15 protein-coding genes are annotated in these 22,496 nt (G+C 70.8%); 11 read left to right on the top strand and 4 right to left on the bottom strand.

Translation table 11 applies throughout. The features are described 5' to 3' along the window. Positions 1–15 precede the first annotated feature (15 nt). The 4 genes from TFC3_RS38710 (at position 16) to TFC3_RS13140 (ending at position 4,494) form a co-directional block, all read left to right on the top strand. The gene (locus TFC3_RS38710; RefSeq protein WP_201787156.1) at positions 16–399 is read left to right on the top strand and encodes a hypothetical protein; all 384 of its coding nucleotides are present in this window, start codon (positions 16–18) and stop codon (positions 397–399) included. After that, positions 396–2,147, top strand: coding sequence for a hypothetical protein (locus TFC3_RS13150; RefSeq protein ID WP_067499573.1), 1,752 nt, complete (start codon positions 396–398; stop codon positions 2,145–2,147). Before TFC3_RS38710 ends, TFC3_RS13150 begins: the two co-directional genes overlap by 4 nt. Before the next feature lie 47 nt (positions 2,148–2,194). After that, positions 2,195–3,292, top strand: a complete 1,098-nt coding sequence (locus TFC3_RS13145) for an ADP-ribosylglycohydrolase family protein (RefSeq protein ID WP_082772432.1) — start codon at positions 2,195–2,197, stop codon at positions 3,290–3,292. A gap of 131 nt (positions 3,293–3,423) precedes the next feature. Beyond that, positions 3,424–4,494 (top strand): M15 family metallopeptidase, encoded by a 1,071-nt coding sequence (locus TFC3_RS13140; protein ID WP_067499569.1) that lies wholly within the window; start codon positions 3,424–3,426, stop codon positions 4,492–4,494. A 33-nt stretch (positions 4,495–4,527) separates the two neighbouring features. Here TFC3_RS13140 and TFC3_RS13135 read toward each other — a convergent pair whose 3' ends face one another. Continuing rightward, the gene (locus TFC3_RS13135) at positions 4,528–5,118 is read right to left on the bottom strand and encodes a glycerophosphodiester phosphodiesterase (protein ID WP_067499568.1); all 591 of its coding nucleotides are present in this window, start codon (positions 5,116–5,118) and stop codon (positions 4,528–4,530) included. Between the two features lie 82 nt (positions 5,119–5,200). Between TFC3_RS13135 and TFC3_RS13130 the strand changes: the two genes are divergently transcribed. Beyond that, positions 5,201–6,460 (top strand): alkaline phosphatase, encoded by a 1,260-nt coding sequence (locus TFC3_RS13130; protein WP_067499566.1) that lies wholly within the window; start codon positions 5,201–5,203, stop codon positions 6,458–6,460. Here the strand turns inward: TFC3_RS13130 and TFC3_RS13125 are convergent. Then, entirely contained in the window at positions 6,418–10,770 is a 4,353-nt protein-coding gene (locus TFC3_RS13125) for an AAA domain-containing protein (RefSeq protein WP_153040217.1), read from the bottom strand. The genes TFC3_RS13130 and TFC3_RS13125 overlap by 43 nt on opposite strands. 202 nt (positions 10,771–10,972) lie before the next feature. On the opposite strand from TFC3_RS13125, the gene TFC3_RS13120 reads away from it, so the two are divergent. Beyond that, positions 10,973–12,628 (top strand): beta-1,3-glucanase family protein, encoded by a 1,656-nt coding sequence (locus TFC3_RS13120; RefSeq protein ID WP_067499562.1) that lies wholly within the window; start codon positions 10,973–10,975, stop codon positions 12,626–12,628. Positions 12,629–12,744: 116 nt separating this feature from the next. On the opposite strand, the gene TFC3_RS13115 is transcribed toward TFC3_RS13120, so the two are convergent. Further along, complete coding sequence (locus TFC3_RS13115) at positions 12,745–13,122, bottom strand: nitroreductase family deazaflavin-dependent oxidoreductase (RefSeq protein ID WP_067499560.1); 378 nt, start codon at positions 13,120–13,122, stop codon at positions 12,745–12,747. Positions 13,123–13,217: 95 nt separating this feature from the next. Here TFC3_RS13115 and TFC3_RS39280 point away from each other — a divergent pair, with 95 nt between their 5' ends. The 4 genes from TFC3_RS39280 (at position 13,218) to TFC3_RS13095 (ending at position 20,399) form a co-directional block, all read left to right on the top strand. Beyond that, complete coding sequence (locus TFC3_RS39280) at positions 13,218–13,469, top strand: alpha/beta hydrolase (RefSeq protein WP_236718104.1); 252 nt, start codon at positions 13,218–13,220, stop codon at positions 13,467–13,469. Next, on the top strand, positions 13,466–17,338 hold the full coding sequence (locus TFC3_RS13105) for a Pls/PosA family non-ribosomal peptide synthetase (protein ID WP_067499556.1): 3,873 nt from the start codon (positions 13,466–13,468) through the stop codon (positions 17,336–17,338). Before TFC3_RS39280 ends, TFC3_RS13105 begins: the two co-directional genes overlap by 4 nt. After that, a complete protein-coding gene (locus tag TFC3_RS13100; protein WP_067499554.1) occupies positions 17,335–18,687 on the top strand; it encodes a M1 family metallopeptidase in 1,353 nt (450 codons plus the stop codon). Before TFC3_RS13105 ends, TFC3_RS13100 begins: the two co-directional genes overlap by 4 nt. An 854-nt stretch (positions 18,688–19,541) precedes the next feature. After that, positions 19,542–20,399 (top strand): trypsin-like serine protease, encoded by an 858-nt coding sequence (locus TFC3_RS13095; protein WP_161952588.1) that lies wholly within the window; start codon positions 19,542–19,544, stop codon positions 20,397–20,399. Between the two features lie 37 nt (positions 20,400–20,436). Here TFC3_RS13095 and TFC3_RS13090 read toward each other — a convergent pair whose 3' ends face one another. Continuing rightward, complete coding sequence (locus tag TFC3_RS13090) at positions 20,437–21,468, bottom strand: LacI family DNA-binding transcriptional regulator (protein ID WP_369819618.1); 1,032 nt, start codon at positions 21,466–21,468, stop codon at positions 20,437–20,439. Positions 21,469–21,498: 30 nt separating this feature from the next. On the opposite strand from TFC3_RS13090, the gene TFC3_RS13085 reads away from it, so the two are divergent. After that, positions 21,499–22,350 (top strand): phytanoyl-CoA dioxygenase family protein, encoded by an 852-nt coding sequence (locus TFC3_RS13085; RefSeq protein WP_067506565.1) that lies wholly within the window; start codon positions 21,499–21,501, stop codon positions 22,348–22,350. The last annotated feature ends 146 nt before the right edge of the window (positions 22,351–22,496 follow it).

Genomic DNA, 22,496 nt, shown 5'->3' with positions numbered 1-22,496 from the left:
TCTAGAGTTTTCGCCATGCCCCGAGTGCCGCACACCTCACCGCAGACCTTGCGCCTGTTCGAGGCTCTGCTCACCGAGCCGATGGCCTGGCGGTACGGCCACGAGCTCAGCAAGCAGACGGCGCTGGCCTCCGGCACGCTCTACCCGATCCTGATGCGGCTGACCGGCCAGTTCATGGTGGAAACAGCAGACAGCCGCATCACCGCGCCCCCGGCGGAAACGCGGAACCTCCTCCGGCGCCGGCAACCGGTGCAGTGGCGGGCTTCGGGCTTCGCGGTCAGCGCGGTGGTCGCGGCCGGGGCCGGCACCTTCGCCGGCCAGCAGGCGCAGGGCTCCTGGGGCCGCTGGGCCGCGAGCGGCTACCTGCTGGGCGCGCTGACCCTGGCCGGCGCGCGATGACCACAACTCAGCAGCAGCGCCGGCCCCGCACCCCCGACCCGGCCGGACCCGGGCCCCGCCGCTGGGTGTGGATCACCGTGGCGACCCTGTTCTATGTGGGCCTGGCCGCCCTGGTGGCCGCCAAGTTCCTCGGTGCCCCGGCGATCGCGCTGTCCCCGCACCTGCCCGGCGACCAGACGTGGTTCGAGTGGCTGCTCGCGCACGGCGCGTACACCTTGCAGCACCTGTCGAACCCGCTGTTCTCGGCCCAGCAGAACGCGCCCGACGGCGTGAACATGATGGCGAACACCTCGGTGCTCGGCGTGACCCTCCCGCTGGCCCCGGTGACCCTGCTCGCCGGTCCCCGGGTCACCTACGTGATCTGGCTGATGGGTGCGCTGGCGGCGACGGCGGCCACCACGGCCTGGGTGCTGCGCCGCCACGCCGGGGCCTCCCCGGTCGGATCCCTGCTGGGCGGGGCGTTCGCCGGGTTCGCGCCGGGCGTCATCCACCACGCGAACGGCCAGCCCAACTTCGTGTCGAACTTCCTGCTCCCGTTGATCGTGGCCGCGGCGCTGCGGCTGGGGCGCACCGGGCGGTGGCTGCGCGACGGGGTCCTGCTCGGGTTGCTGGTGACCTGGCAACTGTTCATCAACGAGGAGATGCTTCTCATCACCGCGCTGGCCTGTGCGGTTGCGGTGCTGGCCAGGTGGAGGAAGTTCTGGGAGCGGGGTGCCGGCTTCCTGCGGGGGCTGGGGGTTACTGCTGCGGTGGCCGGGGTGCTGTGTGCGTACCCCATCTTCTTCCAGTTCCATGGTCCTGGGTCCTTCCGCGGCATGCCCGCGTTCAACAAGTGGGGCGAGGACCCGGTGGCCTACCTGACGTTCTCGCGCGACACGCTGGCCGGCACCAGCGCCGCGGAGGCCGAGATCGGGCACACCGAGATGAACAGCTGGTTCGGGTGGCCGCTGACCCTGCTGGTGATCGTGCTCGCCATCGTTGCGGTGCGCCGGCGCCGATCGTGGGGGAAACCGGTTGCCGTGCTGCTGGGCGTGTTCGGGATTCTGTCGCTGGGACCGGTGCTGCGGCTGGGCGGCACGCTGACCACGCTGCCGGGTCCGCTGGCGGTGCTGCCCGAGGTGGCGCCGCTGGACATGCTGATGCCCGCGCGGTTCACGTTCGTGGTGGTCGGTGTGACGGCGGTGCTGCTGGCGCACGGCTGGGATCTGCTGCCCCCGCTGTGGACTGCCGGGGCCCGGGTGGCCACAATCGCGGCGTTGGTGCCGATCATCCCCACCCCGGTGCCGGCCGGGCATCGCCTGCCGCCGCCGGACTTCATCGCCAGCGGCGCCTGGCAGTCGTACGTGACACCGGGTTCCACGCTGGTGCCGTTGCCGCTGCCCGACAACGGGGCCGGCATCGATTCGCTGTCCTGGAACGCCACGGCCCTGCACGGCTTCCGGGTGCCCGAGGGCTACTTCCTGGGACCCGATGCCAGCGGCGCCGGGCATGCCGGACCGGTCCAGCTCAGCGCCACCACCCAGCTGATCTCAGCCGCCTCGGCGGCCGGGGTGGCCCCGGCGGTGACCGACGCCGACCGTGCGGCGGCCCGGGCCGACCTGTGCCGCTGGCATGCCTCGGCGGTGGTCGTGCGCAGCGAGCCCGGCTACGACCTGGTCCGCCAGCTCGCCACCGGCCTGTACGGGCCGCCCGAACTGGTGCGCGACGTCTGGTTGTGGCGCGTGCCGCCCACCGCCTGCCCGGCCTGATCGTCCCCGCCGGCATGCGATCCTTGCGGCGGGGAAAGAAGGTGTTGATGAGCAGTCAGAACGTGCACCGCAGCGATCGCGCCGCGGGAGTCCTCCTCACGGCCGCCTGCGGCGATGCGCTGGGGGTGCCCTACGAGTTCGCCGCGCCGCCCCCGCCCGGTCAGCCCCCACGGATGACCGGCGGCGGGCTGGGGGACTACGCGCCGGGGGAGTACAGCGATGACACCCAGATGGCGGTGTGCATCGCCGAGGTCGCTGCGACCGGTGCCGACCTGCGCGAGCCAGCGGCCCTGGACAAGATCGCGGCCGGCTTCGTGCGCTGGCGCATCGAGGGTGCCACCGACATCGGGATTCAGACCAAGAACGTCATTGCGCGGGTACGCTCACACGCTCAGCCCGGCCTCGGCGCCGCCATGACCGCGGCCGCCCGCGCGTTGCACGAGGAGACCGGGCGCAGCGCCGGCAACGGGTCGTTGATGCGCACCGGCATCATCGCGTTGGCCTACCTGGACGATCCGGTGGCGATGGCCGAGGCCGCGCGGGCGGTCAGCGAGCTGACCCACTACGACCCGTTGGCGGCGGAAGCCTGCGTGCTGTGGTGTGAGGGCGTGCGGCAGGCGGTCCTGGACGCCACCTTCGATGGGGTACGCCACGGCTTGGCGTTGCTGCCGGCCGAGCGCCGCGCGCAGTGGGCAGCCTGGCTGGACGAGGCGGAACACCACCCGCCCGCCCACTTCCCGGACAACGGGTTCGTGGTCACTGCGTTGCAGGCGGCCTGGTCGGCCATCGTGCGCACGCCGGTGCCGGCCGAGGATCCGGCGGCTTCCTCGTTCGCATGCGACCACCTGCGCGACGCCTTGTACGCCGCGGTCGGGGCGGGCAACGACACCGACACCGTGGCCGCGATCGCCGGGGCGTTGCTGGGAGCGCGGTGGGGGGCTTCGGCCGTACCGGTGCAGTGGCAGCGGGCGGTGCACGGCTGGGAGCGCAAGCACGCCGCCGACCTGGTGCAGCTCGGGTTGCTGACCGCCGCCGCGATCCACACCACGATCACCGGCGTCTCGCCGGACCTGACCAGCGCCCGGACCGCCAGCGGCGCCTTCGACCCCTCGGTTCAGGAGCAGGCGAGCAACGAACCGCCATAGCCCACCACCGCGGCGACCGCCGGCGGCAGCACCCGCAACCTGCCCGCTCCCGGCAACCCGCCCAGGCTGCACCTGGCGCGCTCAAAACTCATCGGGACCCCTGACCGATTGAGGCCGAGGAGCCACGCCAGATGACCACTCGATCCGCCGCCCGACTTGCCCGTAGGAGCCGCATCGCGGCAGCCGTAGCCGCACTCGCCACGGCTGTGACGGTCGCCGGCCCCAGCGCTCCGGCGTCGGCGGCCCTGCCGAAGGTCGCGAACACGTGGGCCTCGCTCATGCACCGCAGCCTCACCCCGACCCCGGCCTACGTGGCGCTGCGCCAGCGGCTGGCCACCCAACGCGGCACGCTGGCCACCCGAGCCGCGCAGATCACCACGTTGACCGCCGCGCACACCACCGCCCAGAACACGCTGACCACGGCCATCGCCGCCGACGCCGCAGCCCGCACCCGCTACGCCCTGGCCCGCGAGGACCTGGCCACCGCCCGCAACACCCTCGCCGTGGTGCAGCAGCAGCGCCCGGTCAAGGCCACCGCGGTGGCCACGGCCAAGACCACCGTCACCAGCACGGCCAGGACCACCGCCACGCTGCGCACCCGGGCCGGGCAGACCGCCGCGACGCTGAAGAGCGCCCAGGCCACCGCCACCACCGCCACCACCAGCCTGGACTCCACGGTCACTGCCTGGCAGAACCTCAACACCGCCATCGCCACCAACCAGCAGCGCCTGATCGCCCTGGACACCGAGGCCGCCGCTCTGGCCACCCAGGCCACCGCGCTCAGCCGCGACGTGGTCAACCAGGTCCGCGGCAGCTTCACCACCGCCGACTCGACCACCGTGTACGGCATCCGGGTGAACAAAACCATCGCGTACGCGTTCCAGCAGATGCTCGACGACGCCAAGGCCGACGGCGTCCCCCTGTCCGGTGGCGGTTTCCGCACCCGCGAAAGCCAGATCGAACTTCGCAAGATCAACGGCTGCCCGGACATCTACACCGCCCCGGCCTCGTCCTGCCGGGTCCCCACCGCCATCCCGGGCCGCTCGCTGCACGAACTCGGCCTGGCCATTGACATCACCTCGGGCGGGCGCACGCTGACCTCGGGCAGCGCGGGCTTCAAGTGGCTCTCGGCCAACGCCGCCCGCTACGGCTTCCAGAACCTGCCCTCCGAGGCCTGGCACTGGTCAATCAGCGGCGCCTGAGCCACCGCTGGCCTGCTGGGTCTGGCAACCTCGCTAACGGGAGGTGGCCAGGCCCTGCAGCAGCGGCAGGCTCTTGCTGACCACCCCGGTGACGCCGATGCTCCCGGCGCGGGCCAGGGCGGTCTCCGTGTCGACCGGCCAGGCCAGCACCAGCTCCGTGGCCTCCCGTAATTCCGCCACCAGCGAAGTGGTGAGCAGCCGCAACCGGATCGACACCCCGTCCACCCGCCCCCGGCGCAGGCGTCGGCGCAAGCGGGCCACCTGGACCCGGTTCGCGGCGGACCAGATCTTGAGCACCGTGCCGTCGTCGGGGAAGGCGTCGAGCATCGCCCACTGCTTGGTGCACACCGCCACCGCCATCCCCGGCGCCTGCACCCGCAACGTCTCCGCGACCCGGGCCGCCACCGCCGGTGACCGGCCCTTCAGGTCCAGCAGCAACCGCGGCCCACCAGCGGCAACGGCCAGGATGTCCGGTAGGAGCACGTCTGCGTGGCCGCGGCCGTGCCGGACTTCGAGGGCTTCCCGGCGCAGGTGGACGTCAGTCTCAACCAGGTCTACGCCGGCCGCCTGGGCCGCTCGCAGGCCGGCGATCGTGTTCCCGGCCCGGTGGGCGACAGTCAGCATGCTCCCAAGCTAACCCGGCGGTAACGTCCGCTCATCTGCGAGTATCGATGCGTTGAGCATTGCTGGAAGCAGAGGAGGAGCAATGGCCGACCGATTCACCCGGTGGCTGGCACCGGTGCTTGCCGGGGCCGTGGCCACCGCGGGGCTCGCCGGGAGCCACTCGTCCGGGCATCCGGCCAACCGGCCCGAAGCCGTCCGCAACGTCATCTTCATCAACGGCGACGGCATGGCCGCCGCCCATCGCGAAGCCGCGCGGCTGTTCTACGCCGGCCTCGACGGTCAGCTGGTGATGGACTCGCTGCCGGTGTCGGGGCAGCTGACCACCAGCCCGCACGACCCCAGGTCGGCGGTCACCGACTCCGCGGCGGGGGCCAGCGCCTGGGCCACCGGGGTGCGCACCTACAACGGCGCGATCAGCGTGGACGTCGACGGCACCCCGCTGCCCACGCTGGGCACTCAGGCCAAGGCCGCGGGCAAGGCGACCGGGCTGGTCACCACTGCCCAGGTGACTGACGCCAGCCCGGCGGCGTTCTTCTCCACCAGCGTGGACCGGGCCGCGCAGGACGACATCGCGCGGCAGTTCCTGCAGGTCAGCAAGCCTGATGTGATTCTCGGGGGCGGCGAGGACTGGTGGCTGCCGGCCGGCCGGCCGGGGGCGTACCCGGATCAACCTGCCCAGGACCCCACCGAGGGCAGCCGCGGCACCCAGGGTGATCTGATCGCCCAGGCCCGCGCCGACGGCTACCAGTACGTCTCGACCGCCGCCCAGCTCGCCGCGGCCCGCAACGGCAAACTGCTCGGGCTGTTCGCCAACGAGGAGTTGTTCCAGCAGCGCCCCGAGGGCCAGGGCGACGTGTACGACCCGCCGGTCAGCCTGGCCACCATGACCAGCAAGGCGCTCAGCACGCTGGCCCCGGCCCGGCGCGGCTTCTTCCTGTTCGTCGAGGAGGAAGCGGTCGACGAGTTCGCGCACAACAACAACGGCCGGCGCACCCTGCAGGCGATGGGGGAGCTGGAGAAGACCGTCGCGATCGCCCGGGACTTCGCCGCCTCGCACCGCGGCACCCTGGTCGTCGTGACCGGTGACCACGAGACCGGCGGGCTGGCCGTCGAGGACCCCGCGGTGACCACCGACGAGTCCGGTGTCGGGGTGTCCGCCGAGGACGGGCCGTTCCCGGTCAAGGACAGCACGCTCAGCTTCGCCATCGACTGGACCACCGGCCAGCACACCGGTCAGGACGTGCCGGTGACCGCGTACGGCCCGCAGGCCACCCGGTTCACCGGCAAGCACCCCAACACCTATGTCCACGACGTGCTCGCACCGATGCTGACCACCCGCTGAACAGTGTCGCGGGGCCTGATCCCACGGCGGTCCAACGCCGCGGACAGGTCCCGCAGCACCGCCGCCTCGTCCAGCACCCACGCCGACTGGGCGATCCGGAAGAACTCCCACCCGCACCGGCTCAGCTCGCGCTGGCGGGTCATGTCGGCCTCGTAGCGGTCCGGCCCGGACCAGGTGTCGCCGTCGCAGACCAGCGCCAGCCGGCTGTCCGAGCCGACCACGACCAGGTTGTCGTGCTGGCGCAGCACGCTGAAGCCGCGCGCGGTGAGCCGGTCGCAGATCTCGCGTTCGAACGAGGAACGGGCCTCCACCGCGCAGCTCTGGTCAGCACCCGGCCCGGCGGCCACCTCGTAGGAGTATTCGAGTAGCTGCAGGCGCAGGTCCTCGGGGTCCTCCAGGTCCTCCGGGCGGATCGAGTGGAACACCCACATCTGGTCCTTGGCCCGCGACGCCGCCACGTTGTAGCGCTGCAGGTAGGTTTCGGCGGTGGCCGGGCTGAGCCGCTGACCGGGCACCACGGCGGTGACCATGCTCAGGAACATCACGTCGCGCTCGGAGCCCTGGAAGTCGGCCGAGTCACCGCAGCGCAGGTCGCGGCGGGCCCACTCGGCCCGGTCCAGGCGCTGCAGCAGCAGGCTTTCGATCAGCTTGGCCTGGTGCGGGCCACGCAGCGAGATCACCCCGAAGGTCAACCCGTCATAGCGCGGGTCGGCGGTGCAGGCCACAATCCGGTCGGCAACGGCCTGCGCCTCGGGCGGGTTGGTCTTGTCGGTCGTGCCGCGCACCGTGCCGTCCGCGACGAACACCGGGCGCACCGGTTCGAGGCGGTCGGCGCCGTACTGGCGGACCGGGGTCAGCCGGATGCGTTCGGGTTCGTAGGCGATCCGGTTGGAGAACTCGATGATCTCCGGCACGCACCGGCGGTGCTCGACCAGCGGGATGTGCCCACTGAAGCGCATCTTGGCCTCGTCGAACAGGCTGCGCTGGGGATCCTGCCAGGACGCGCGGTACGGGTCGTCGAACAGGTACTGCGCGGCCAGGTTGCGCAGATCCTGCTGGTCCACGCCGACCGCGGAGGGCGACACCTGCCGGTCATCGCCGATCACCACGATCGTCGGGGCCAGATACTGCAGGAAGGTGGCGGACAGCCCGGCCTGCGACGCCTCGTCCACGATCACCACGTCGAACATGTCCGGCTGCACCCGCAACTGCTCGGCGACCCGGTAGATCGGCATGATCCACACCGGTACGGACGGGCGGCACCGGTCCATCGCCTGGCGGATCTCCGCGCGGCGCTGCGCGGCGTACTTCGCGGTGCCCTTGCCGAGCCGGCGCACCAGTTGGCCGTACTGCTGCAGGTTTGCCCGCGCCGAACCGGTGATCCGCTCGGGTGCCGCAGCGTGGCGCCACGCCCGCGCGGCCGCGAGTTCCTCGACGTGGCTGCGGATGGCGGATTCGGTTTCGGCGGCCTCGGCCTGCAGCCGGTTGAGGTCGGCGGGGCGCTGCCGGGCCAGCCACCCCCCGGTGACCAGCCACGCCCACGCCTGCGCCCACCCGGCGAGGCGCTCGTCCCAGACCGGGTCGGCCGGGGTGGCCGCGATGGCGTCGCGTAGGGCCGGGGCCCGGTAGCCCAGCGTCGCGGCCAGTTCGTCGCGGTGCGTCACCACCGCGCGTACCTCGATGAGCCGGACCAGCCGGTGGGTCGCCGCGCTGTAGGCCACTGCGTTGCGCTCGCGCACCGCGGTGGCTGCTTCGTGCAGGGCGGGTGCGGGGCTGGGCTCGTGCAGCAACGCATTGATCGGAGCCGCTGCGGCTTCGACGGCGGTACGCGCGGCTTCGACGCGGTCCTCCGCCGCGGCGGCGTCCACCAGCGCGGCGTAGGCCCGTACCCCGTCGAGGTCGGCGGCCGGCAGGTCCAGCTGGGTCAGCGCGGATCCCAGGGCCAGCATCCGTTCCAGGTGTTCCAGCGTGGCGCGGTGCTCGTCGAGTGTCTTCGGGGTCGTGCCCGGCCACGCATGGTTCAGGTTCTTGAGCAACGGCTGGAGCTTGGCCCACGCGAGGAAAACCTCAACGGCTTCCACCGTTTCGGGGGCGGTGCCGTCAATGCGTACCAGGGACAGCAGGTCCCTGGCGGCTTTGACCGGCTTGGCCGCGAGCAGCCCGGTCGTCACCCGGCCGCCGGTGTCGAGGTGTTTGCGCAGGTGCTGGGCCTGCGACACCAGCGCCGCGAGATCCGGTCCGGGCGCCTCGACGCTGGTGCTGCCGAGCAACGCAGCCAGCGGTCCGGCCTGCTCGATCAGGTCACGTACCTGATGCGCCTTGTCGCGCCAGCCGCGCCCGTCCGTCAACGCCTTCGACAGCCACGACGGACATTCCTGCGCGAGCTTTGCCGCGATGCCGGCCAGGCGGTGCAGTTGCTGCTTCTCAGTCGCGGACAACTTCCGGATCAGCCGGTACGACGGTAGCTGCCGTTGCTCGGAAAACGCCTGACCCGCCGCCCATGCATCCGCCTCGGCGGCCAGCGCAGCGGCAAAGGCCGCCGGGGACACCAGCGTGGCCGGGTCGGGCAGCGCGTCGTACGCCGGGCCCTCATCGGCGGTGAGCCGGGCATCGCGCAGCAGCCGCAGCCATTCGGCCATCTTCGCCGCGGACAACGGCGGCTCATCCTCGGTCACCGCCGGCGACCACGCCCGGATCCAGCCGTAACGCGGCTCGTCCACGCGGTGCGCTGCGGCGATCGCGGCCAGCGTGCCCCGGTACGGCTCTCGCTCGTGCCGGCTGATCTCAGCGGTGCGCACGTCGACCATCCGCCGCTTCACGCCCGCGAGGTGCCGGCGCAGCTTGTCGATGGCCATCAGGTGATGCTCGACCGTACGGGTGTAGCGCTGCTCGTCGTAGTCCACGGCCCGCTGCGAGATCGTGTCCACCGCGACCTTGAGGTCGGTCAGGTCCTCGCGTGAGGCCCCGACCACCGCCACCGACAGCGGGCGGATGGCCTCGGGCAGCTTGGCTCGTACCTCCTTGAGCGCCCGCTCGGTCTGCGCCGTGACCAGCACCCGCTTGCCCTGCGCGAGCAGGTGGCTGAGCAGCGCGGCCGCGGTGTGCGTCTTGCCGGTGCCAGGCGGGCCCTGCACCAGCGTCTGGGCGTGCCGGTCGACTTGCCGCAGGATCTCCAGCTGCTGCTCGTTGACCGGCAGCGGCAGGAACACTTCGTCGTCGACCGTCACGATCGCGCCGGGCGTCGGATCGGCGCGCACCCGCGGCCGGTGATCCGGGTCGACCAGCGGCAGGATGCCGTCCGGCACGCTCTGCGATTCCAGCAGCTGCCCACGGATCGTCTCGAGCAGCTCGACCACACCCTGCCGGTCGCGCCGGCGCAGCACGATGGCCGGCGACAGGCTGACCTCGGCGGTGGCGGTGGTCTGCGCCGCCGGCGGGCCCGACTCGCGAAAGACCGCCTCGGAGTCCAGGCTGTTGGCGATGTGGTGCAGCAGCTCGCCGATCGCTTTGCGGTGCAACGGATGCTCGGCGTACGCGCGGGCGACGTCGCGGGCCTCGGTGAGGTGCCGCGAACCGGTCAGTTCCGAGTCGAGCATGTCGAGTTCGATGCGCAGCGGGTCGGTGGCCTCGGCGGCGTACACGCGCAGGGTGCCGCTGACCGGCTCCAGTTCGATGGCCACCGGGGTGGTGATCAGGTGCCGGCGCACCGGGTCGTGCTCGCCCGGGTGCCAGACCAGACACCCCACGGCCAGGACGAGTTCCTGCTCCTCCGGGTTGGTCGCGGCTTCGGCCTGCATCGCGAACAGCATGGCGTACGCGTCGCGCACCGGCTTTTCGATCCGCTCGCGATCGGCCCAGTCGTGCCAGGCGGCCAGCCACCGTTGCGCCGCGCCATCATCGGGGGTCACGCCCGGCGCCCGATCGGGGTCGTCGACCGACCCGGTGCTCAGGTGCGCGGGCGGCTCGGGCGGCGGCACCCGGTCGAGCCGATCGATGTGCGCGATCTCGTCGCCCGGACCGGGGGCGTCCGACCAGTGCGCGAAGTGCACGGCGGCGTGCCGGGGCAGGTCATCGGCCCAGGCCAGGCGATAGCCGTCGTACGTGCGCGGGGCGGCCGCGGTGGCCTGCTGCGCCCGGGCCAGGAACTCGAACAACCGGACCGCGCGGTCCAGCTGGGCCGACTGCTGCGCCTGACGTTCGTGCTGAGCCGGCCGTTCGTGGGTCACCGTCCGCTCGGGCGGTGCCTGGCCATGTTGTGCTTGCCGCTCGTGCTTGGCTTGCCGCGCTTGCGGGGTGGTCGCTGCTTGCACCGGCCCGGCTCCCGGTTCTGTAGCCCGTCGCTGTCCTTTTCGACCTTAATGCCCCGCTCTCGGCTGTGCGGGCGTGATCGTCCAGTTGTCCTGCTCCGGAAGCCAGGATTGGCTATCGATCTTGACTTGAGCGGCTCGGACGCGGAGGCTGGGCGAGCTCTGCGGTTTGTCGAACACACTTTCCCCCCAAAGGTGTATCCCCTTGCGTTCAAAAAAGAAGATGCTCAGCATCGCGGCGGCCTTCGCCGTGGTGCTGGCCGGCGGCACCTACGCCGCCATCGGGCAGGCCTCCGCGGCCACCGGCCCCAACCTGCTCCCCGTCTCCGTGGCCAACCAGACCGGCCGCGGCGAAGCTGTCTACCTGTACGTCATCGGCACCAACCTGAGCACCGGCAAGCTCGGCTATGTCAACGCCGGCGGCACGTTCACCAACTGGCCGGCCGGGGCCAACCCGCCCTCCGCCGCTCCCGACGTGGCGATCGGCGGCCCCGGTAACGGCGGGCGCACCACGCTGCAGGTGCCCAAGAACGTCTCCGGGCGGCTCTACTTCTCGCTGGGCCAGAAGCTCAAGTTCTTCCTCACCCCTGACGGGCTCGTGCAGCCCGCCCCGTGGGCCGGTGGCGACGCCAACCGCGACATCCTGTTCGACTGGAGCGAGTTCACCTACAACGACGCGGGCATCTGGCTCAACAGCTCGCAGGTGGACATGTTCGCGGTGCCGCACACCGTGTCGACCACCGGTTCCGAGGGCACCCACTCGACCGGCACGCTGGTCGCCAACGGCCGGACCAATGTCATCAACGGCATGAAATCGGCGGGGCTGACAGGCTCGGTGTACACCCGCTCCGACGGCACGGTGCTGCGCGTGCTCGCCCCGGGCAAGGCGGCCGACACCGGCGGTCTGAGCACCACGTACCTGGACCCGTACATCACCAGCGCGTGGAACGCCTACGCGAACAAGACACTGACGGTGGTTCCGTTCGGGGACCAGCCCAACCTCAAATACTTCGGCCGTACGTCCGGAGCGGTCATGAAGTTCACGAACGCCGCCGGTCAGCAGGTGGCGTCGTTCAACAAGCCCAGCTCGGCCAACGTGTGGGGCTGCGACGGGGCCCTGGGCGCCCCGAACGACCAGGTCGTCGGGCCGATCGCCCGCACCCTGTGCGCGGCGCTCAACCGCGGCACGCTGGGCACCATCGACACCCAGCCCAGCACCAACGCCGGGGACTTCTACAAGAGCAACCCGACCAATCAGTACGCCAAGCTGGTGCACCAGAACATGGCCGATGGCAAGGCGTACGCGTTCGCGTTCGACGACGTCGGCAACTTCGAATCGCTGGTGCACGACGGTGCGCCCACCTCGGCTGCGATCACGCTGAACCCCTTCACCGGCGGTGGCGGCGGCAGCGCGCCCACCACCCAGCCGACCACGCAGGCCCCGACCCAGCAGCCGACCCAGCCTCCGGCCACCTCCACGGGTACGTCGCTGATCAGCAACTGGAACGGCAAGTGCATCGACGTCCCGGCCGGCAACTACGCCGACGGCGTCCAGGTGCAGATGTGGCCCTGCAACAACCAGGTCCCGCAGAAGTGGACGGCCACCGGCGGCACCCTCAAGACCCAGAACAACAAGTGCCTCGACGTGGCCGGCGCCGGCACGGCCAACGGCACGCCCATCCAGATCGCCAACTGCTCGGGCAACGCGGCGCAGCAGTGGGTGCTCTCGGGCGCCGGTGACCTGGTCAACCCGCAGGCCAACAAGTGCATCGACATCAAGGACTGGAACACCGCTGATCACGCGAAGCTCCAGCTCTGGGACTGCGCGGGCACGGCCAACCAGAAGTGGCACAAGGGCTGATCACCGCTTGCTGAGGGCCGGCCCCCGCTGGGGTGCCGGCCCGCAGTGCGTCTTGGCAATCCTCACCATCCCGTGCATGCGACGAAGACCAGTCGAGGCCCCGGAACCGGTGCAGGTCAGGCGAAGGTGACCTCGACGAGCGGGCTGGTCGCCACCCAGACGCCGGGCTCGTGGCCGGGCCTGCTGGTGAACTCGCTGAGCAGGGCGAGGAGGCCGGCGAAGACCTTCTCCCGCTCGGCCTGCTCGGTGACCGGCCGGGCGGTCGCCGCGAGGTCGGCGGTCGCGGACTCCTTGAGGTGGAACGTGAAACCCGGGTGTGCGACCAGGTTGGCATACCAGTCGCGCGGCCGGCCGGGGGAGCCGGTGATGTAGTACCGGCCGTCCAGGCGATGGAACCAGATCTCGATCCGGCGCGGCTCGCCGGTCCTGCGGCCGGTGGTGGTGATGTCGATGACCCGGTCCTGCGCCAGCGCGGTGGCGGTCTCGTCGCTCATGTCCGCAGCCTTCCTCGTCGCGATCTTTCCGTCCTTGAACGAGAACCCCCGGCGCGGAGCCACTATTTCCCTCCCGCGCAACCGACGTGGGCACTGTGGACCTGTTCCGCGACGAGGACATCGCGTTCGCGCAGCGGTTGATGGCCGCGGTCGTGCCGACGGAGCTGCACGTGCACCCGGGCAGCTACCACGCGGCTGAGATGTTCGCCCCCGTCGTGTCATTGCGGGTACGGACGTCGTGGCGTGAGCATCGACACGAATTTGCCAACCAGCCGCCATTTTATCGTGATCGCGACGTAGCGTTGATCGCTGCCCAACCGTTGCGGGAAGTGGAGCGCGCCTGGTGACTGTGACGACTGATCAGCGATTCGTCACTCTGCCTGACCTACTCAAGACCGACGACCGGGTCCCGGCGGTTTACCGCACCCCGTCCGCCCCGGTACGCCGCACGCTCCTCGACATTCTCGAGGCCACCACAAGCGCGCACCCGCACGCCACCGCGATCGATGACGGCACCCGCACTCTCACCTACCGCCAGCTCTCCGCGGAGATCGACACGCTGCGCGCCACGCTCGCCGGTCACGGCGTCGGCATCGGCGACCGGGTCGGCGTACGGATCTCGTCGGGTTCGGTCGATTTGTATCTGGCCATCCTGGCGGTCCTCGCGGCCGGCGCGGCTTATGTCCCCGTTGATGCCGACGACCCGGACGAGCGCGCCGAGTTGGTCTTCGGCGAAGCCGCCGTCTGCGCGGTGCTCGGCGACGGTCTCACCGTAACCCCGCGCCCGAAGCCCGCTCCCGTCGAAGACGCGCCGAGGACCGGCCGCCCCACCCCGGACGACGACGCCTGGATCATCTTCACCTCCGGCTCGACCGGCACCCCCAAGGGCGTAGCCGTCAGCCACGGCGCCGCAGCCGCGTTTGTCGACGCCGAGGCCGCGTTGTTCCTCACCGGCGAGCCGATCGGCCCCGAGGACCGCGTTCTGGCCGGCCTGTCCGTGGCGTTCGACGCGTCCTGTGAAGAGATGTGGCTGGCGTGGCGCCACGGTGCCTGCCTGGTGCCCGCCGCCCGCGCGCTCGTGCGCAGCGGCGTCGACCTGGGCCCGTGGCTGGCCGGCCAGCGCATCACCGTCGTTTCCACCGTCCCCACGCTCGCCGCGTTGTGGCCGGTCGAGGCGCTCGATGAGGTGCGGCTGCTCATTTTCGGCGGCGAGGCGTGCCCGCCCGAGCTGGCCGAGCGGCTGGCCGTCGAGGGCCGCGAGGTCTGGAACACCTACGGCCCGACCGAGGCGACAGTGGTGGCCTGCGCGGCCCAGCTGACCGGGGACGGCCCGGTGCGCATCGGGCTGCCGCTGCTGGGCTGGGAGCTTGTCGTGGCCGGCCCCTCCGGCGAACCCGTGGCGATGGGGGAGACCGGCGAGCTGGTCATCGGCGGGGTGGGCCTCGCGCGCTACCTCGACGCTGGCAAGGACGCGGCAAAGTTCGCGCCGCTGCCCTCGATGGGGTGGCAGCGGGCGTACCGCAGCGGTGACATCGTCAAGGCCGAACCCGAGGGGCTGCTGTTCGTCGGGCGTGGTGACGAGCAGATCAAGCTGGGCGGGCGTCGCATCGAGCTGGGTGAGGTCGACGCCGCGCTGCAGGCGTTGCCCGGGATCGCCGGTGCGGCAGCGGCGGTGCGCAAGACGGCGGCCGGCAACCAGTTGCTCGTGGGCTACGTGGTGGTGCGCGAGGGCGAGGACTTCGATGCGACCGGGGCGGCGTTGCTGCTGCGCGAGCAACTGCCGGCTGCGCTCGTACCCCTGATCGCTGTGGTTGCTTATCTGCCCACGCGCACGTCGGGCAAGGTCGACCGGGCCGCCCTGCCCTGGCCGTTGGCGTCCGGGCAGCAGACGGCCGGGCTGAGCGCGACCGAGCAGTGGCTGGCCGGCGGATGGGAAGAGATTCTAGGGATTCGTCCAGGGTCCGCCGACGCCGATTTCTTCACCAACGGCGGTGGCAGCTTGACCGCCGCGCAGCTCGTGGGCTGGGTCCGCCGCAGCCACCCGCAGGTCTCGGTCGCCGACATCTACCAGAACCCCAGCCTGGCCGGCCTGGCCGCGGTGATCGACGCTCTCGACACCACCGCTGCCGTACGCCCCGACGTGCGCCCCACGCCCCGGCGCGCCGGCTTCGTGCAGGCCCTGCTTCTGCTGCCGATGCTCGTGCTCGTCGGCCTGCGCTGGCTGACCATCCTGGCCGCGCTCGGCAGGATTGTCGCGCTGGCGGTCCCGGCACCCTGGGCCCCGCCCGTCTCGTGGTGGTGGATCGCGGCCGGCTGGGTGCTGCTGTTCAGCCCGCCCGCGCGCATCGGCATGGCCGCCGGAGCCGCCCGGCTGCTGCTGCGCGGCGTGCGTCCCGGCGCCTACCCGCGCGGGGGCAGCGTGCACCTGCGGCTCTGGGCCGCCGAACGCTTCGCCGAGCTCAGCGGAGCCACCGGCGTGGCCGCGGCAGCCTGGATGACCACCTACGCCCGCGCCCTGGGCGCGCAGATCGGCCCCGGCGTCGACCTGCACTCCGCCCCGCCGGTCACCGGCAAGCTGAAGCTGGGCCGCGGCGCCGCCATCGAACCCGAGGTCGACCTGTCCGGCCACTGGGTCGACGGCGACGTTGTGCACATCGGCAACATCCGCGTCGGTGCGGGCGCCCGCGTGGGTTCTCGCAGCACCCTCATGCCCGGTGCGCGCGTCGGCAAGGGTGCCCGGATCGCCGCCGGGACCACCGTGACCGGTGCCGTGCGCAGTGCCAAGGGAACCACCGGCTGGCCCGCCGAGCGTCCCCCTCGCTCCCGGTTCCGGTCCGGCTTCTGGATCTTCCTGTACGGTCTGAGCGCCCAGCTCATCGCCTCGGTCCCCGTCCTGGCCACCCTGCCCGGACTGGCCCTGCTCGCCTGGACGCTCACCGACCGCCCCGGTCCGGGCGAACTGATCGCGGCCGTCGCGCTCGCCGCCGTGGCGTACGTGCTGGTCTACGCCCTGCTCGTGCTCGCCGCCGTCCGCGCACTCAGCTTCGGCCTGCGCGAGGGCTTCCACCCCGTGCAGGGGCGGGTGGCGTGGCAGGCCTGGGCCACCGAACGGCTGATGGGGCTGGCCCGCGTCGGGTTGTTCCCGCTGTACGCCAGCCTGTTCACCCCGGTGTGGCTGCGGCTGCTCGGGGCCAAGGTGGGCCGCAACGTCGAGGCGTCCACCGTGCTGGCCGTGCCCGCGATGACCACTGTCGCCGACGGTGCCTTCCTGGCCGACGACACCATGGTCGCCACGTACGAGCTGAGCCACGGCTGGCTGCGGCTCGCCCCGGCGCGCATCGGTAAGCAGGCATTCCTCGGCAACTCCGGGATGACCGCGCCGGGCCGGTCCGTACCCAAGCGGGGTCTGGTCGGGGTGTTGTCCTCGGCCCCGCGCAAGGCCAAGAAAGGCTCGTCGTGGCTTGGTGCCCCGCCGATGCCGTTGCGCCGCACGGTCGAGGCGGCCGACACCAGCCGCACCTTCGAGCCCCCGCTGCGCCTCAAGGCCGCCCGCGCGCTGATCGAGCTGTGCCGCATCGTCCCGGTGATCTGCGCCGCCGCGCTGGCTGTGTCCGTGCTCGCCCTGCTCGCCCTGATCTGGCACACCGCCGGCGGCTGGGTCACCGCGCTGGCCGCCGGACCGGTCATGCTCGGTGCCGCGCTGGTCGCCGCCGTGCTCGCCACCGCCGCGAAGTGGCTGCTCGTGGGCCGCTTCCGGGTCACCGATCACGCACTGTGGACCTCGTTCGTCTGGCGCAACGAGCTCGCCGACACCTTCGTCGAGGTGCTCGCCGCGCCCTGGCTGGTCCGTTTCGCCACCGGCACGCCCCTGCTCCCCGCCTGGCTGCGCACCCTCGGGGCGAAGATCGGCCGTGGCGTGTGGCTGGAGACCTACTGGCTGCCCGAGTACGACCTGGTCAGCCTGGGCGACGGCGCCACGGTGAACCGCGGTTGCGTGGTCCAGACCCACTTGTTCCATGATCGTGTCATGAGCATGGACACTGTGACGCTCGAAGCGGGTGCGGCCCTGGGCCCGCACGGCATCGTGCTGCCCGGCGCGAGCATCGGCACGCGCACCACCGTCGGCCCCGGCTCGCTGGTCACGCGCGGTGACGCCGTCCCCAGCGACAGCCGCTGGCTGGGCAACCCGATCGCGAGCTGGCCGGCCCGGGCGTGACACCTCAGAAGGCACCGGGGCCGCCCGGGGCCCGGCCGGGCTTCGAGTTCTCCACCGACTCGTACCTGCCCGGCCACGGCAACGGCGGCTACCGCATCACCCACTACGACCTGGACCTCGACTACCGGATCGCGTCGAACCGCCTCGGCGGTAAGGCGGCCATCACCGCGGTTGCCGGCCAGGCGCTGTCCCGCTTCTCCCTGGATCTGGGCGCCTTTCAGATCCAGGACGTCCGCGTCGACGGCTGGCCGGTCAAATACACCCACCGCGGGCACAAGCTGTCCGTCAAGCCCCGCACGCCGCTGGCGCACGGCGAGACCTTCCGCATCGACATCCGGTACGCCGGCAAGCCCCGCCCGATCCCGGGACGCTGGGGTGACATCGGCTGGGACGAGCTCACCGACGGGGTGCTGGTGGCCAGCCAGCCCAACGGCGCACCGTCGTGGTTCCCCTGCAACGACCACCCCGCCGACAAGGCCACGTTCCGGGTGGCGGTGACCGCGGCGTCGCCGTACACCGTGCTGGTGACCGGTGACCTGGTCTCCAAGTGGCGCGGGGCCGGCACGACCAAGTGGGTGTACGAACGCCGCGAGCCGACCTCGCCGTACCTGATGGGCGTGCAGATCGGCCGCTACGAGATGGTGAACCTGGTCCCTCCCGCGGCAGGCGAGCTCGTGCAACGCGCCGCCATCCCACCGCGCGTACGGGCGAACTTCGCGCACGACTTCGGCCGCCACGGCGAGATCATGGCGGCGCTGCAACGGTTCTTCGGCCCGTACCCGTTCCAGGAGTACGTGGTCGTGGTCACCGACGACGACCTCGACGACCCGGTCGAAGCCCAGGGCATGGCGGTGTTCGGCGCCAACCACGTCGACGGCCGGCGCACCCATGAGCGGCTGGTCGCCCACGAACTCGCGCACCAGTGGTTCGGCAACAGCCTGACGGTCGCGGACTGGCGTCACATCTGGCTGAACGAGGGCTTTGCCACGTACGCGGAATGGCTCTGGTCCGAAGAAAGCGGCGGCGACCCGGTAGCCTCACTCGCCGCGCGCTGGCATGCCCATCTGCGGGTGCGTCCGAGCTTCATCACGGTGGCCAACCCCGGCGTGGACCGCATGTTCGACCCGCTGGTGTACAAGCGCGGAGCGCTGACGCTGTACGCCCTGCACAAGAAAATCGGCAGCGGCTCGTTCTTTCCCCTGCTGCGCGGCTGGGTCGCCGAGCACCAGCACGCAACGGTGACGGACGCGGACTTCCGGGCCCACGCCCAGCGGTTCGCCCGGGAACCGCTGGACGAGCTGTTCACGACTTGGCTCGACCGGCCGGCCCTGCCGCCGCTGCCCCGCTGAGCTGCGGGCTGTCAAGCAGGTGAGCGGTGGCGCTGCGCAGAACCATTCGTAGCCGGGTCAGCCAAGACGCCGTCGCCGCCTTGCGGTCGGGGACGCTGCCGCTTCCCCTACTGTCCAGCGGTCGCACCCAGACGACATCCGGCCCGGCTGACCCTCAAGTCTGTTCGACCGATCGCACCCCGACGTCACCGCGGCCCCGCGCATCGCCCCATCCCAAGACTAGGTTCCTAGGATGCTGCACGAGATGTAGCGGGTTCGGGTGACGCGGTGTGGCGGGTTCGGGTGACGCGGTGTGATGGGTTCGGGCGACGGGATGCAGCGGAAGCCGGACTGCTGGGGTTGATCGGCCTCGAGCTTCAAATATTTATCATCATCGACATCTAGAAACATTGTTAAGGGAGGGTTAGCGTGGTTCACGCATAGGCCAACGTCTATGTAGATCCTCTCGGAGTCCCCACCCGAAGGAGTTGATCGATGTGCTGACATCGATGTCAACACGAGCCACGGCAGTCCTCGCAGCCGCATTCCTGACCGCTGCTGCCCCCTCCGGCCCGGCGGGCGCAGCCCCGGCGAACGCGGTCCCGGAGTCAGCGGGAGCAGCGCAAGCGAATGCGACCTCGGTGAACGCTGCCGCAGTCCCCAGCGACAGCGCCACCGCACAGGCCATCCCCAAGCTGGCCTCGAGCGTCCTGTCCGCCCCCGACCTGGCCCGCATCAACCAGCAGCGCCCTTTCGTAGCGGCAGCCTCGGTCATCCGCTGGGAAGTCGAGCGTCACCCGTACGCCGGCTACACCAACCTCGTCCTCGAAGACGCGCAAGTAGCCCTCTACTGGAAAGGCGCAGTCCCGCCGGCCATGGCGAAAGTAATCGCCAACGCTGCACAGAAAGCGCCGGTGAAGGTTCGGCCGGCGGATTATTCGTTGCAGGAATTGCGAGCTGCGGCCGTACGGGTAAGGAAAGCGCAACCGGCTCTTGACAGCGTCAAATTCAAGGCCGACGGCAGCGGGTTGATCGCCGGCACCAGCGCGAAGACCACCGCGCTCACGAAGAGCAATGCGGGCGTGCCGGTCACCGTGGTCCAGGAAGCGCGGCTGCAACCGGTGAGCCGTGACGACGACTGGCCGGCGTGGAAGGGCGGCGCGACCTTCGTGGACACCAATCAGGGAACGGCGTGCACCACCGGCTTCGGTGTTCGTAACGGCGGTGCCAGCTACATTCTGACCGCAGCTCATTGTGGCCAGGTGGGCGACCGTATTGTCGACCCGACCGGCGAGTTCATCGGCAATGTCGGTCCGCGCAACCAGGCCCATGACGTCGAGCTTGTTCCCACCAGCAGCGTCGACGGTTACGTGTATATCGGAACGCCGACCGACAACGTTGTTGGGCTTGTCGAGGGCTGGGGCTGGACGTTTACCGGCGAATACCTGTGCCAGTCCGGGGTCACCAGTTCGCGTGAGCTGGGCCGGCCTGTGTGCAATTTGAAGGTGCTGTTCTACTACGACGACGAGCAGGATCTCGTCGAGGCCGAGCAGACCGAGGGGCAAACTGCGGCGCGGCCGGGGGACAGCGGCGGGCCGATCTACTCCGTTTCGGGAAGCGGCAAGCTCATTGCCAAGGGTACGACCACACGGGTCGCCGGTGCGCGACTTGGTTTCCAGGATTACGGTACGGCCTGGCGCGACTTCGGCGGCATCACCCCCGCCACCCGCTGATGATTCGGGGCGGGCCATCAATGGCCCGCCCCCTTTTTCAGCTGCTGTCGCGCACGAGCAATTGGTGGCCGACCACAATGCGCCGGGCCGGCACCTGGCCGTTCGCCCCGACGCGGTCGTCCAGACAGGCCAGGGCCTCGCGGGCAATCGCTTCCTTATCCGGTGAAATAGTGGTGAGTGACGGCGTGCTGAATCTCCCGTCCTCCACGTCGTCGAAGCCGACCACGGCAATATCGCCGGGGATGGTCAGGCCGTGCTGCAGCGCCGTGCGCATCGCGCCGAGCGCCAGTTGGTCGCTGAAACAGAACACCGCGTCGATCTGGACCGGACCACTCAGGAGTTGCGCCAGGGCGTCCGCGCCGTCGCGGCGGTGCAGCCGGTCGACCGGGATCTCCAGCACCGGATCGGCGGGCAGTCCGGCCTCGGAGAGCGCTTGCCGATAGCCCTCGAGGCGGCGGGCCGCGGTGCCGTTTTCCAGGTGGGGCTGCAGGCCGATGGCCGCGATCCGGGTGCGGCCGCGCTCGATGAGGTGCCGGGTCGCCTCGCGGGCCGCGGCGATGCTGTCGACGGTCACATGGTCGAGCATTCCGCCGGCATCCTGCTCGCCCAGCAGAACCAACGGAACGGCTTCCGGGCGCCGGGTCAAGTCGCCGGGGGACAGCGCCCACGGGCTCAGAATCACGCCATCGACGACTTGGCCTCGTACCCCGTCAAGCAGTGCCCTTTCGTCCCTGGCGTTTCCGCCCGTCTGCTGAATCAGCGTGAGCCAGGACCGGCGCTCGGCCTCCTCGGCCAAGAGTCCGGCCAATTCCCCAAAGTATGGAGACGCGATTTCCGGTACGGCCAGGGCCACCAACCCCGACCGTCCGCCGCGCAAATGGCGGGCAGCCGCGTTGGGCCGGTACTGCAGCTCGTCGATGGCCGCTTGCACGCGGGTACGCGTTTCCGGCGCCACCAATGCGAAGCCGCTGACGACGTTCGAGACAGTTCGGACAGAAACTCCAGCTCGCTCGGCAACCTGCCGCAGAGTCGCGCTCATGGTGAAAACTCTACCGAACTCCTCTTGCAACGTGGCATGCAACGTTGCAACATGGATGACATGACGACTGCTACGGACTCCGCCGCTGCCAGCACCGACTACGCCGCCATCGGCGCTGCGGCCCGCGAGGCGATCTACACCGACGGCATCACGGCGTGCAAGGGCGCCTTCACCCCCGAGTGGGCCGACGTCATGCGTGAGGACATCGAGACGGCGTTCGCCGAAGCCATCGCCCGCCCGGACGGTGCGGTCGGCCGCGGCCCGAAGCGGTACTACGTCGAGATCCACCCCGAGCAGATGCGCGGCTTCGTCGACCTCGTCACGCACCCGTGGGTCACCGCGGTGTGCGAGGCGGTGCTGGGCCCGGACTACCAGATCGTCGAACTCGGCTTCGACATCCCGTTCGCCGGCGCCATCAACCAGCCCTGGCACCGCGACTTCCCGATGCCCGGGATCACCCGCACCGAGGGCAAGCTGAACTCGCTGGCCTTCAACCTCACCGGCGTCGACACCGCCGAGGACATGGGCCCGTTCGAGATCGCCCCGGGCACCCAGTTCGACGACGACCCGGCGTTCGGCCACGACATGTTCCCGCCCAAGAGCAGGTACGACCGCTACAACGAGCGTGCCGTGCGCAAGTACCCCAAGCGCGGCGACATCTCGGCCCGCTCCGCGCTGACCATCCACCGCGGCACGCGCAACGAGTCGGAGAAGTCCCGCCCGGTCCTGGTGCTCGGCGTCGACGGTCCCGGTGCCATCAACGGCGACAAGCACGACCTGGCCGTCACCCATGGGTACTGGGCGACCCTGCCCGAGGAGCTCAAGAAGCACCTGAGCTGCCCGGTGGTCGACAAGCTCACCCCCATCACCCAGAAACACACCATCGAGGGCCTGGTGATGGGCGAGGCCTGAGCCGCACCGCACAGCGCGCCTTCGAGGCCTGTTTCCTGAGGGATGGCCGGTCCGTCCCCCAGGAAACGGGCCTCCGCCGTTACGGCAACCAGGCCTTAGTGTCGAAGGTCTCCCTTCGCCGGGGGCAGTTCACCTCCCGGACGTGA

It is taken from the genome of Actinoplanes sp. TFC3 (genome assembly GCF_001553785.1).
Taxonomy (GTDB): Bacteria; Actinomycetota; Actinomycetes; order Mycobacteriales; family Micromonosporaceae; genus Actinoplanes.
This window is presented reverse-complemented; position numbering and strand designations above follow the sequence as displayed.

Bases quoted from the DNA above. Each gene is read 5' to 3' on its own strand.
- TFC3_RS38710 (WP_201787156.1), top strand. From the start codon at position 16: ATGCCCCGAGTGCCGCACACCTCACCGCAGACCTTGCGCCTGTTCGAG.
- TFC3_RS13150 (WP_067499573.1), top strand. From the start codon at position 396: ATGACCACAACTCAGCAGCAGCGCCGGCCCCGCACCCCCGACCCGGCC.
- TFC3_RS13145 (WP_082772432.1), top strand. From the start codon at position 2,195: ATGAGCAGTCAGAACGTGCACCGCAGCGATCGCGCCGCGGGAGTCCTC.
- TFC3_RS13140 (WP_067499569.1), top strand. From the start codon at position 3,424: ATGACCACTCGATCCGCCGCCCGACTTGCCCGTAGGAGCCGCATCGCG.
- TFC3_RS13135 (WP_067499568.1), bottom strand. From the start codon at position 5,118: ATGCTGACTGTCGCCCACCGGGCCGGGAACACGATCGCCGGCCTGCGA.
- TFC3_RS13130 (WP_067499566.1), top strand. From the start codon at position 5,201: ATGGCCGACCGATTCACCCGGTGGCTGGCACCGGTGCTTGCCGGGGCC.
- TFC3_RS13115 (WP_067499560.1), bottom strand. From the start codon at position 13,122: ATGAGCGACGAGACCGCCACCGCGCTGGCGCAGGACCGGGTCATCGAC.
- TFC3_RS13095 (WP_161952588.1), top strand. From the start codon at position 19,542: ATGGCGAAAGTAATCGCCAACGCTGCACAGAAAGCGCCGGTGAAGGTT.
- TFC3_RS13085 (WP_067506565.1), top strand. From the start codon at position 21,499: ATGACGACTGCTACGGACTCCGCCGCTGCCAGCACCGACTACGCCGCC.